Raw genomic sequence first — 13,497 nt, forward strand, 5'->3', positions numbered from 1 at the left:
TTTCTATTACACTAACCTACTGAATAGTCAGTTGCTTTACAGTGAAGCCTTTACCCTCAAGCTGCTTGCTTAGCGTGTTGGTGTCACCAACTACAACATAAGTCATCTCGGCTGGAGTAAAGTACTTGCTCGCCAGCTGATTAAGCTCTTTTTTGCCAACTGTTTCAATTGTTTTAGCTCGGACATCAACAATATCAGCATCAACATTATGGGCATGCATCATCGCAAAGAAGTTTAATTTTGCCGCTGGTGTTTCGTATTTCAGCGCATCTCTTTGCGCGATCGAATTTCTTGTGAATTGAATTTCTTCATCAGTTAATCCGTGCTCACTAATCTTGCTAAGCTCTTGTTGGATTTCTGTCAGCGCATCAGCAACGTTTGCTGCATTAATGCCTGAAGCGAGGACAAACTGACCGGCATCACCATATCCAGAGAAGTGTCCTCCGATACCATATGTATATCCTTTGTTTTCACGCAGGTTTTGATTCACTCGACTGTTAAAGCTGCCGGAGAAGGCAAAGTTCATGATTTGACTTTTAAAGTGCTCCGCAGCTAAATCTTCCGCAGCGGCATGGCGTGCAACACGGATCTGGACCTGAGGTGCATTCTCTTTATGTACCAAATACACGATATTACTATCGAGAGGAGCAAATTTAGGAAGCGCCATGTCCAGCTCACCTTTTCCTTGCCACTGTGATAGTGCACTAATTAATGCCGACATCAATTTCGACTGTGCAACATCGGATACAATTGATAATTTACTACCTTGTGGACGTATCTGCTGCGCATAAAATGATTTAACATCTGCAAGTTCAATAGTCGCAAGCTCTGCTTGAGACGGCAACCAAGGTTTACTGTAGTTTCCTTCTTGATACATCACCTGAGATAATGCGCTATCTGCCAGAAATTTTGCGCTATCGCGTTCAGATTTACTATATTCTGAAACCATGCTTTTAACTCGCGCGAAGTCCGACTCCGAAAACTTTGGTTGTAACAACTTTTCTGACAAGATATCTAGTGTCGCGATTAAGTTCTTACTTAATGTGGATAGCTTAATCTCAATATATTCAGACTTCGCTTCGAATGCGATCTCAGCACCTAATTTTGCCAATTGCTGTGCCAGCTCTGACGGCGTACTCTGTGTTGTAGCTTGACCCAACATTTCCACCGTTAAAAGTGCGACCCCTGCTTTATTTTCAGGGTCATATAAACGACCAGCAGGGATCTGAAGTAGCAATGTTGTGGTTGGCGTTTCGGTATCAAACGCTCCTAATACGTCTATGCCATTATCAGTTTTAACTTGCCATAAGTCTGGCAATGTAATTGCTTTTGCAACACCTGCCTGCGGTTTAATGCTGCGGTCAAAACTATCAGTAATCGAGGGAAGTTGTACTTCGTCTCGTACTTCCTCAGTTGCTTTAGGCTCATAAAACTTCGGCGTATAGTTGTCTTGCTGCGCGATAAGTTCTGGCTTTCCTTTTGGTACAATACTCAATACAACATTCGCCTTATTAGCAACATATTGCTCAAATACACGTTTTATATCTCCAACTTTCAAAGCTTTAACATTTTTAAGCTGTTGAGTTAGGAAACCTGGATTCTCATGGAAAGTCTCAAATTTAGCCAGCATAGAAACTTTACCCTCCACGCTCTGCAGCGCTCTCACAATCTCTGCTTCTCTTTTAGTGATAAAAAGATCAACATCTTCTTGGGTAATTTTATTTTGAATATAATCTGCAACTAACTCATCAATGCGCTTATCTAAGCTAGTCAGTGTCTCACCACTCACCGGATGAGGAAGTGCACCAAAAGCCATTTGACAAGATAGTTCAAAGCATTGATGCCATGCAAATGCCGCTACCGCTTTTTGTGTATCAACCAATTCGCGATATAACACTGAGCTTTCACCTTGCCCTGCAAAATAACCAATCGCATCTAACGCAGCTTCATCTTTATGCCCCATATAAACCGTTGAGTACACTTTTCTAAGCATCGGTAGTGATACATTATCTTCATAAGAAACGTAACGAGACTCAACTAATGTACCGGGTTGCTTTGCAGCATCTGAAACAGTCTCCCCTTTTGGAATAGAGCCAAAGTACTTCTGTACAAGTGGTAAAACCTCATCTGGAGTTACAGCACCACCAATAGTCAACGTCGCATTATTAGGCCCATACCAACGTTTAAAAAAAGCTTTCAAATCATTTGAATTCGCACGATTTAAATCAGACATATAGCCAATCGGCATCCATGAATAGGGGTGACCATAGTCATATAGCGCTTGGTGCAGCTTTTCTAAAGCTTGCCCATAAGGGACGTTGTCGTATCGCATCATGCGCTCATTTTTTACCGCGGCGCGTTGTATCTCAAACTTTTCTTGAGTAATACCTTGAGCAAAGAATCCCATACGGTCCGCTTCTAACCAAAGCATCTTCTCCAATTGATTTACTGGCACTGTTTGGAAGTAATTTGTTCTGTCTGTACTGGTTGTTGCATTTAACTTACCACCTGCTTCCGTCACTATTTTAAAGTGCTCTTCGTCAGCTACATGCTTTGATCCCTGGAACATCATATGCTCAAATAAATGTGCAAATCCTGATTTGCCCATTTCTTCACGTGCAGATCCAACATGGTAAGTTACATCTACATGAACTAATGGGTCTGAATGATCTTCATGAAGAATAACTGTCAAACCGTTATCGAGTTCAAACTTTTGATAAGCGATCCCAATATCACCGCCCTCAATGTTTTTTTGTTCCACTAATGTTGCACCAGCGTACTTTGACGCATCAGAAGATTGAAATTGACTACAACCGTTCAATGTTGCGGCCATTATGACTGCGATTGCAACTTTGTTTAAAAGCATAAAAAATCCTTACATTTATTTTATAATTTGGCGTTTATCTCGTATGGAACAAAGCTAGAAGCGTTCAGCGTTCCCCGTTGTTGGCAACAAGATTACAAGCCAAAGAAATTTAAGTCGCTTATCGAGTCATCATGAATTTATTTATTTTTATTAGCTTTAAAATCAAATATTTACAAAAATAATGAAATTATTTTTAGCCTTTGGAACAACAAATAGTGAAGTGTTAGATAACGATAACAATGCGAATATGTCGTTTTATACCTACAGCATTAAGCCTATAAGCCATTTCGGAGTACGGAAATAGCTCGCGAATTCAGATAATAAATCCATCAATCATGATTAAAGGGTGAGAAAGCATCAATTGCTTGTTGGTGGTACTCTGTAATCGCCAGAAGATAAGAGCAGATACCAAGTTAAGGCTTGTTTACGCAATGAGTTTTATAGGGTGATAGAAACAAGCTAAAAGTGAGTCATAGTACAATAGTATTCGATGTCATTATTTGGCTGAAATCGCCCACTCAACAGTGCATAAACGAAAACGACTTGCAGCTAAATGCACCAATCCCCCATTGCGTTTGTTGAGTTAGGATTAGAAAAAGGTGGAGCCCTGAATAGATAACGGGCACTCAATACGAGGCCCAGAAAATGTTCAGGGTTTAGACAACAAGCGGTTATATTCGATGAATTAGGCAAAAGCAGCCTAATTTTGCGAGCGATGCACTTCAAACTTGAATTCGCGACTGTCATCTTGTGAATACTTTCAATCATTTCAAAAGTAAACTCACCTTAATCGGCCTAGTCGAAAAATGCGTAACACTTACCATTTTATGAATCATAATCAATAAATTACCTTGCTTCTTCCTTATTTTTATCAAAGTGTCCGACTGTTTGCTTATTTACCGTTCTATATCCGAAAAAACATAACAAGCCAACTAGCAACCAAGTAATACCAATGGATAAGACAATGTTGCTTGTTTTGTCAGGATGGCGAAAATACAATTGAATAGGTAAAACGCCTCGGATAATGCATACAAACGCAATTAGATAAATACAAAACCTCGATAAAGGAAGTTTGCGCAATAGCCCTGCACCAGATAATGCATACAACCCAAGCACCATGAATATCGCAGACACTAGAGTTGTTCCGATTGGGGCTAGTAGAGTCCCTTTCATTGCAGACTCGATAATCTCGGGAGGAGCCATCTGTGATGAATAACACTGAGGTCCAAAGTAAATACAAGAAAGATGCGCTAGTGCCGTGCTGAAGAAAATAGTAGCTCCTATAGCCAATAAGATAACACCTTTTTTAGCACTCATAATATTTCACCCTTTCTTATTAATAAAATTTAAAATAATCAATATAAAAATTAAAAAATATCCACTTATATACACTTTACTTTTCCAACCTACTTCCAGAAGGATGAAAAACATAAAAGTAAATACCTACCCCACCTACACAATATGCTATAAACACTACAATTAATGGAAACAAATTATCACCATTATTGTAGTTCGGCATCATAAAAAATAGAAAAGTAGCAATTGAAAGTGCAAACAAAAAATAAAAGGTCATTTTAGATTTTCCTTTATCTTCCACACTCTTTCTTTTAGAACTACCTTTAATCATGTATAACCCCTATTACCGTTGAATCAACATTGTAAGACGATGTTTATCTTTAGTTGTCCAGCCGTTATTGATACCATTTCAGGCCTCTCCGCTCGTTGAACACACTCTGAGTTCAAGCCCAGGCACCTTTAAACTACACTGTCAATTATGGTTTGTGTATTGATTCCCTTAAACTGAATGATCTAACACCTTTTTAGGGTCTTGTTATCATATAGTCATGAGCACCAAGTGCAGAACACGGTCAGCTTCTCCAAATAATCACACTAGCATATATTCCTACGACGTCTTTTCCCATTTGATTAAGTTTCGATTTCATAGCTTACTTTGCTGTAATACTTTCGCGCTTAGTTTTTTAACTCTCGCAATATTTCTTTTTTCTATGTTTATTAATTCTTGGTCATCTCCCTCTATAGACAACTCCAACGCTTTTCTATATGCAAGCTTAGCCAAGTCATACTCTCCTCCTTTTTCATATGCTTCACCCAAACTATCAAATCCATTTATCGAATTAGGAAAATAGCCAACAACAAACTTTAACAGCTCAATAGCTTCTCCTACTTCATCACTATTTAAACGATCGTAAGCTAATGATATTAAGATAGATTCATCTAAATCATCAGCTTTAGACGTTGAACTCGAAATAGCTGACAATCCTCCTTTCATCCAATTCCCATATATATGAAATGATTTCCTACTCAAAACAGAATCAGGGTAGTAGTGATTTGAAAGGTTCAAAAGTAGATTCGCCATACTGTAATCTTTTGTTCTAGACATACAGAATGAAGCCATTCCTAGGAGAGAGTTTTCTCTTGGTATAATAGGGTAGCCTATTCTTTTTGATAAATTTTCATAATGCAATATAACATCTTCAAAAGAACGACCAGAAATAAATTCCTCAGTAAGAGAAAGTCCATTATATAACCAACTCAAACCCTGAATCATCCCACTCAAACTAGTTGTATTGTGATCAGAATATTTCAAAATTTCAGCTCCCCAATACAAATTACCTGAGACATTACTTTTGAATATATCAACGACGTGGTTAAATTCTTTTGTAATTAGAGAGTGCTCTAGCCCTCCTAAAGAGAAATAGATTGCTCCCTCATTAACTCTTGAATTAGTGAAGTACAGCTTTAACTTCTTACTAAATTGCTTAGCATGGTGAAATGCAGGACTAATTGCAATGTGTCCATTGTAGCCAGTAGGGTTTTGCAAAAACAAGTATGATACAAATAGGCCAGCCATTGAGTGCCCAGCTATAAACTTGGTATTGTTTATCCTGAACTTTTCACTTATAAATTGCGTGACTTCATCTCTTATAAATTTTTCGTGCTTTTTTGCTAATTCGGAAATGGTATATGACTCTGAGTTTAGAAAAGGAAGGTTCTCATTAAAGTAATTATCCTTACTAGGTAGCCCAACCACAATCATTTCATGAATTTGATTTTTTGATGCAAGGAAGCTTGCAATCTCTGTCGCCAATATATGGTTTTTCTCTGCATTTAAAACATATAAGACAGGGTACTTCCTTTTTTTATCCAACGCGTAACTTTTAGGCAAACTAACTAGTATTACTCTATTTTCGTTATGTGAAGCTGAGTAGTAATTAAACTTTTCACTTACCACTTCGTAATTTGAAAATCCCTCATTTGATATAGCAACATTACAAGATAGAATTAATGACATTATAAAAACAACAATATATTTCATTTAAAAACCTTACACAATTATCTCTTGAGAACCAACCCGAAACCACAAAGATTAAAATTAACACACCACCAACTAAAAATATAAAAACAAGGTTAAAATCACACTTTACCTTTATACGACCTTAAATAAAATCCAACTAGTATCAAAATCATTAAACCAGGGAAAAAACACTGCTTTAATAAGATTTTCTGATAAAGCTTTTTTGCCTGCTTGTTATTAACCTCAATAGATAAGGCTTTTTGTAGGTTTTCTTTTGCACCTTCTTTATTACCTCTTTCAATCTGTATTTTGGCCAGGTTTACATAAGGTATTGGCGAGTTAGGGTTCATCTTAATGGCTTTTTCAACCCAGCTTTCCGCGATTAATAAATCATCATATTTAGCAGCTGTTGCTGCTTGTATAAAAAACAACTTAGGTGTTTTAATGTCAATTAGCTCACCAACATCATTTACTTCAATTTCTAGTGGCTCATGGAGATCAGAAATAATAAAGCGATTATTATTCAAGTAACTAAGTTCAAATTTTCCCGTTCCCCAATCAACAAATAAAGTCTCATTTTTGAAGTTGATGCTAACTAAAAGCCCATTATCTAAAGCAATGCTTGCATTATTAAATCGATATAGTTCAGGGATCTGTTTTTTATCAGCCTCTTGTTGTGTTTCAGTAATCAAACTCGGTTTCGAATGCTGTTGACCCTTCGAAATAGCAATAATGCCGCTGAGCATTTTATGAATTGACTTGGCAGAAACCGTGTGTTCCAAATATGTATCAGTACGTAAAACCACCACCATATCTAGAGAAGGGTAAACAGCTAAAGTATGCCCTCCATTCCCTCTGGCACTAAAACTACCATCTTCTTCAACCCACCACATAAGGCCGAAATAAGGAGGGTATTTATCACCCATATTCGTGTTGCTTATAGCGCTAGTGCTTTTAACAACCCACTCATGAGGAATCAACTGTTTGCCATTCCAAACCCCACCTCTAGCATATAATAAACCAAACCTAGCTAAGTCGCGGGATGACATCCTAATCTGAAAAGCTGAATGTTCAGACTCAGCCTTTACATAATATCCGTCTGTAACTCGGTAATCTTGCATCTGTAAAGGGGCTGCCAATTGAGTTGCAATTGACCCAAGAATTTCCTCTCCAGTAATTTTCGAAAACAGAGTACCTGCAACATTAAAATCCCAATTGTTATACCACCAATACTTGCTTGGCTTATAACTACCTCTAGCTGGCTTGTTTAATCTCATTTCATTATTTTCGGCGGCTGCAGGAAGGTAGACTCCAGACCGAGACGATATAACATCAAAAACCTTTGCTGATAGTTCTTGATCAGTCAGCAATGAGTTATCATTGCAGTTTAGATCTGCAAGGCTTGCTTGAAAGTTGATAGAACTAGAGTGAATCCCATATAGTGCACTCAATAAGCTCTTTCTAATCGAATGTATAGGAAACCTTCGGTCATTCTCCCCCCAATCTATAGCAATGGCGCCATCTTTAACTACTAAAAGCGCTGAGAAGGACTTCTTATTGTAAAACTTTTTAATTTTATCTAATCGCTCTGAAGTAAAGCCAGCCTGTTCTGGAGATTTGTAATGAAGCCAAGTAACAGCTGGGTATATTTCAGCAGCAAACAAATAACTTGAAACAAAAAAGCTAATAAAAACAAAACCAAAAAAATTAAATATTTTAGTTTCAAACATTGCACAAGCCATCATTAAAGCCCCAAATAAAAAACACTTTTATTATAAAAACTTGCACATACCAAAACCTAACTGACTACCATCTCTTTCTAAATATCCATATTTTTTGTAGAATGTCTCTTTACCATTTGCGGAAAAAAGTCCTACTGTAGCTCCAGCGTTTGCATTTTCTGATAAATACACCTCAATTTTTTCCATTAATAAATTTCCAACTCCCATACTTTGATATTTAGGGTCGACAATTACGTCTTGAATGTAATAAAACATAGCTCCATCACCAATCACTCTTCCCATTCCTATAAGCTTTGAATCTAATCTTGCAACGACATGAAACAAGGTGTTTGCCAATGCTTTTGAAGCTGTCTTTGTATCTTGTTTTTCCCAACCTACGATACATCGTAAATCAATAAACTCCTTTACTTTTGGCGCGTTATGTTGGATTTTCACATCTAAAATCGATCTTTCTTTCATAAAAATATAATCGCTCACTTAATTTTATAAAACCAAACACAAAAGCAGAATTTTAAATTCATGACGAGCCACCTACTTCACTTAAAAAGGACTAACACATTTAAAAATCAACTTATCTCAACACCACACTAAAAATAAAAATTATAAATTCAACAAAGTTAGATCTATAAACTACTTCCTTTCCCTAAAACAAATTCTTCCCATAACAATTTCTGACTTTTAGTAGCTAAGCTATCTCTGAGCAGTTTCCTACCATTATATTTCAGCCCCATTAATTTCGCGGCGTCATAAAATGGAATAACATTAGGAACTGTTACATAATCCTTAAACTCTAAGGCCATTGATTCTCCATATAATTTACTTACTGATTTATATAGCTCATTCAAATTCATCTCTTTTCCACCTCTTGGATAGTTTTGTAGTAAATATCTCCACAGCTCATCTAAATTTCGTCTCCCTTCACTTTTGGCTCGGATTTTGAAATCAAGAGTAAGAGCTGCAATCATGCCTCCCCAATAAACAGTGGTAGATTTATCAGACTTATCAGCACCAGCACTAATCAGAGTTAACTTTCCATCGGCTTCAGCTTCATATTCTTTCATTCTATATAAAATACCATCTAAAAATTCAGACTCATTTTTTATACCTATTCTTAATAGTGCAATTTGAGAAGCATACTCAGCTCCAAACCCCTCATTAAACCATTCATATAATGCGGACTTATCACCTTTATCATCAACTTCTAACTGATTGAATGCGAAACCGTGAAACAGCTCATGAGCAACTAGCCGTGAAATACCCAAGGGGATTTTTCTACTTTTATCTAAAAGTTTTTTGTCAGCTGGACCTACCGATATTGATATTGCTTTGCCCATGACTTCCCCTCCTCCATCATTACGATCTGAAACTATAAGAACCATTCTAGATTTTAAAGGTGATTGATATTGAGCTCCGTAATATTGAAAAAATTGGTCAACTTTCTGATTTATATCGTCAACCATTTTACGAGTATATTCACCTGAAAAAGCCGTTCTTAGTTGTACATTTCCTGCTTTAAAAGAACCTTGAGTATGCTCACCCGCAAAGAATGCTGAGTTTTGCAGATCACTCGTCCCCTCCACGTAGAATTCAGTTGTACTATCATTAACACTTTCCCAAGGAGTAGTAATGGCCCAAGAATTGGGGGTTTCAAATTTTATATTTACTTTTTTACTTGGCTTCCCTGCAATAAATAGAGCACGTCCAGCCCACATTACACCATCTTCTGTTGCATAAGCAGCTCCATTATCACCAAATTTTATCTTAGGAATTACTGTGTCGTGTCCTAAAACGACATCATATGACAAAGTAATCTTTCCATTTTCGTATCCAATTAGTTCCCATTTACTATTTTCAACCTCAGAAATCTGAATAGTTTCTCCATCTGAATTTAATACTGTGAGGTTTCTTACAAATCCTCCCCAGCCATTTTTCAAACCATGAACATTTTGCTCATTCATGGAAATAACATGACCATGTGGGAAAAGAACTGCTTTAACTTTCGCTATTCTGGGGTTGTTCTTAGTGATAAAAACAGTGTAATGATCAGCTAATGCTGGAGGTGAAAAAAGCAAGGAGTAAAAAGCAAAGGAAAGTGTAACGGCTATAGTTTTGAACATATAAAACCTACAAAATAGTGTTTATCTTACGACTAGCATTGAAGCAGCCTTCAATTAGCATTGGAGACGGCTGGTGCACTTGGTAGTCAAATCGAATTTACAACACTATCCGTTTTTTAATTAGTTCTGTCTTCCCAAATCATGATTTGGGACTAAATAGGACCGGTTAACTCACTGTTTTTGTGAACTTCGGTATTTACTAGGAGTCATTCCTACCGTAGATTTGAATGTACTATAGAAAACAGATTTTGAGTTAAAACCTGAATCAAAAGCTATTTCTAAGATACTTTTGTGAGATTCTTGTGGCAGAACAATTTGTTTCTTAACTTCATTGACTCTCATGTTGTTAATGAATTCACAAAAGTTATAACCTGTAGCAAAATTTATAGACCAAGAAACGTCTTTCAACTTAAAACCTGTTTCATTCGCAACTTCTATTAGTGATAACCTTGGCTTTTTATAAAGCTCTTTTTCTAATACTACTTTTGTAATATCTTCACATAATTGTTGTGCTAATTTTAAGTTAGATTGTTGTTCACATTCTAAAACTTTCACCTTCAAGTCTTCATAGGGAACCATATCATCAAATAGCTCAGGTTGATGAGCAGTTTTAACTACTAGAAAACACATCAAAAGCAGCGCCACCAATACATCAATAAAATACCAACCAGCCTTTATCTCAATGGCGTTAAATGGCTGCAAATTTAACCTTAAAAGATCTACTAGAGCAAAGATAAAGAAAACATAAATTATCTTGTTAACCCAATCTAACTTTAATGACAGTGCATCAGAGCGGACGGCCATTGATATGGAGTGATATCGCTTTATTAGCTTTAAAGAAGCAATTAAGTAGGTAATTTGACTAAATGTCGCAATCAAAATAATAAGCTGGACATGTTGCGTGAAGGGTAATGCTAAAATTGCAGGTGCCACATGCAGAAACTTTAATTTAGAAGCTATAGGCTTTTCATTAATTATCCATCTAACTAAAAAGTAGACTATTGGCCCTTTAATTAGTGTAAAAATGGGAGTTACTATATACCCATCTTGACCTCGTGTTTCTTCATATAAATTAAATATCATTAAGATAGAATAATATATGAAAAGAAATAAGACGCCTCGATATCTATCCATTTTCCAGACTAAAATCACTCCTAACACCGAAACCACTGTAAAAGCTATTTGCAAGATGTTTACTGGCTGCAACTGAACGGTTTGTGAAAACATCGATTCCCTTATTAATTTATATAATCGGTAGTGCCTATTGCGCTCTATTACAAGAAAATTAATCTGCATCGTGAGCATTTGAAGCTGTCATAATGAATGGCTAAGCTTTGGATAAAGCATAACCGATTATGTGTGATTTCACCTAGCATGTGGCGTGATTTTGAACTGTTCTTGAATTTAAAAAGCTTTGCTCAGTTCGAATAAGATAAGTATTGAAGGTGTTAGTTGAGAAATATGATAGCCAGCATCAATTGCTGGCTATTATTGTACTTTATTACTATAACTGCATGGGCTTTTCTAAGAATGCCAGCACTTTCTTAAAGTATTTCAGACGATGTTCCGGTTTATAGAAACCATGCCCTTCATCTTCAAGTAAGTAATACTGATAAGGCTTATCAGCCTTTTTCAGTGCATCAATTAAAGATTCCGCTTGTTCAATTGGCGCTCTTTGGTCCTCACCACCATGTACGATAAGGACTGGAACCTTAAGCTTCTCGACATTATAGCTTGGAGAAAATTCCTTTAACTGCTTTTCATCGGTGCCAAGTACACGTTCTAAATATGCGACCCCTGAACTACGCTGAGCAATATCACCTTCTTCAAACATCAGTGGTAAATCATATACGCCAACCACACCTACAGCACATTGGAATAAGTCTGGTTCTAATATTGCGCTTTGCAATGCCGAATAACCACCGAAGCTCGCTCCCATAATACAAATCCGATTTTTATCAGCGATACCTTTAGAGATTAAGTCACGGGTTCCATCAATGATGTCATATTGAATTTCTTTGCCCCACTTTCTATAGCCAAGCTCTTCAAATGCATCTCCATAACCACCTGACCCTCGAAAGTTAATTTGTAATACAGCCATACCTCTGCTCGCGAGCATTTGCACTTCAGGGTCAAACTGCCAATAATCTCTTGGTCCATGAGGTCCACCATGCGGCATAACAATCAAAGGAAGGTTTTTCTTTTCTTTACCTTGTGGTGTGGTGAGGTACCCGTGAATAGTAATTCCATCACGTCCTTTAAAACTGATGGCTTCCATCGTTGACATACTATTAGGATCAATCCAACTACGGTTTGCGACTAATAACCCAAGTTGATTTTTCTTGCTATCAAATAGATAGTAATTTCCAGGATTAATATCACTACCAGCAAAAACGATAACTCTGCTGCCATCTCGAGTACCACTTACTATGCGGATCTGATTCCCCGGTATTGAAGCTATAAGCGACTTTAGTCGTTGGCTCCATATTGAATCTTGATCTACGAACGCATACGTCGGATAATCCGGATCGAGCTCAATTGCGAAAGGAGTTTGATTAACCGGATCACGCCATATTTTAGATGGATCAACTAATTTGTCTTGGAAAAAATGCTTGAGCTTGCCAGTTTCCAGTGTCAGTTGATAAACCCCTCGCGGCTCTCCTGCTTTTGCAGCGGATAGATACGCCAATTTACCCGATTCATCAAAACCATGTAGCCAATAGTCATCAAGATCTTGTGCTAGTGTTAACTCTTTCCAGTCACTATCTTTTGTATTTTTTATAAATACAGATGTGTTACCATTATCATCAGTCGAAGCAACAGCTCTCACCTCCCCTTGATGATCTGTCAAAAAACGCCCCATCCTACGCGGAGATATAGAGACTTTTCGTCTAACACCTGAATGGACGTTGACTTCGTATACCACAGTTACTGGCTCCTTAGAGCCTGACCACGGATAAGTCACGATCAGCATTTTATCTTCATCATTGACCAAAGGGTCAAGGATGTAGGAAGTGCCATACAGAGGTGTCGCTTTTTTCAGTCGTGATCCGGTTTGAATTTCACCTTGATATCCAACTAAGTATCTCCCTCGGCTACCGTCAACATTTACACCAAATAATTCGCCATGATACTCAGGGTGATCTCGCCACCCTCGGATATACTCTTTCTCAAGTACTACACGGTTGTCGTTAACCCACTCATAACGACCAACTTGGGCATTACCGTTGAATCTCACAGCATGAATAACCTTAAATCCATCAAGCTCTAGAAAACCCAAGATACTTTTTCCTTCAGCTTTAGTGATAAAGCCTAGGTATTCACCGTTTGGTGATATTTTTACACTTGAAAACTCACTACCTTTGCTAAACGCCTCCAACGGTATGTCTTGCTGAGCAAACACAGCTGTCGCCATCAAGGAAAGAATTAAAATAAGTAACTTTTTCATCCTGTTAT

Annotated in this window: 9 protein-coding genes; all 9 read right to left on the minus strand. The window is 37.3% G+C overall.

Going from position 1 to position 13,497, the window contains the following annotated elements; all coding sequences use genetic code 11:
• Window positions 1-16 precede the first annotated feature (16 nt).
• Window positions 17-2,866, minus strand: a complete 2,850-nt coding sequence (locus PNC201_RS17140) for a M16 family metallopeptidase (RefSeq protein ID WP_102057712.1) — start codon at window positions 2,864-2,866, stop codon at window positions 17-19.
• An 846-nt stretch (window positions 2,867-3,712) separates the two neighbouring features.
• The gene (locus PNC201_RS17145; protein ID WP_102057713.1) at window positions 3,713-4,183 is read right to left on the minus strand and encodes a hypothetical protein; all 471 of its coding nucleotides are present in this window, start codon (window positions 4,181-4,183) and stop codon (window positions 3,713-3,715) included.
• 76 nt (window positions 4,184-4,259) lie between these two features.
• Window positions 4,260-4,493 carry a hypothetical protein gene (locus tag PNC201_RS17150; protein ID WP_102057714.1) on the minus strand — a complete coding sequence of 78 codons (234 nt, stop codon included), beginning with the start codon at window positions 4,491-4,493 and terminating at the stop codon, window positions 4,260-4,262.
• A gap of 312 nt (window positions 4,494-4,805) precedes the next feature.
• Window positions 4,806-6,203 carry an alpha/beta hydrolase-fold protein gene (locus PNC201_RS17155; protein WP_102057715.1) on the minus strand — a complete coding sequence of 466 codons (1,398 nt, stop codon included), beginning with the start codon at window positions 6,201-6,203 and terminating at the stop codon, window positions 4,806-4,808.
• Between the two features lie 98 nt (window positions 6,204-6,301).
• Window positions 6,302-7,912 carry a serine hydrolase gene (locus PNC201_RS17160; protein ID WP_158299134.1) on the minus strand — a complete coding sequence of 537 codons (1,611 nt, stop codon included), beginning with the start codon at window positions 7,910-7,912 and terminating at the stop codon, window positions 6,302-6,304.
• Window positions 7,913-7,954: 42 nt separating this feature from the next.
• Complete coding sequence (locus PNC201_RS17165; protein WP_010606869.1) at window positions 7,955-8,383, minus strand: GNAT family N-acetyltransferase; 429 nt, start codon at window positions 8,381-8,383, stop codon at window positions 7,955-7,957.
• A gap of 164 nt (window positions 8,384-8,547) precedes the next feature.
• Window positions 8,548-10,041, minus strand: coding sequence for a M61 family metallopeptidase (locus PNC201_RS17170; RefSeq protein WP_102057717.1), 1,494 nt, complete (start codon window positions 10,039-10,041; stop codon window positions 8,548-8,550).
• 171 nt (window positions 10,042-10,212) lie between these two features.
• A complete protein-coding gene (locus tag PNC201_RS17175) occupies window positions 10,213-11,268 on the minus strand; it encodes a helix-turn-helix transcriptional regulator (protein WP_158299135.1) in 1,056 nt (351 codons plus the stop codon).
• Window positions 11,269-11,545: 277 nt separating this feature from the next.
• On the minus strand, window positions 11,546-13,489 hold the full coding sequence (locus PNC201_RS17180) for an alpha/beta hydrolase family protein (protein WP_010606872.1): 1,944 nt from the start codon (window positions 13,487-13,489) through the stop codon (window positions 11,546-11,548).
• Between the last annotated feature and the right edge of the window lie 8 nt (window positions 13,490-13,497).

Origin of the sequence: Pseudoalteromonas sp. NC201 (assembly GCF_002850255.1) — a bacterium.
Taxonomy (GTDB): Bacteria; Pseudomonadota; Gammaproteobacteria; order Enterobacterales; family Alteromonadaceae; genus Pseudoalteromonas.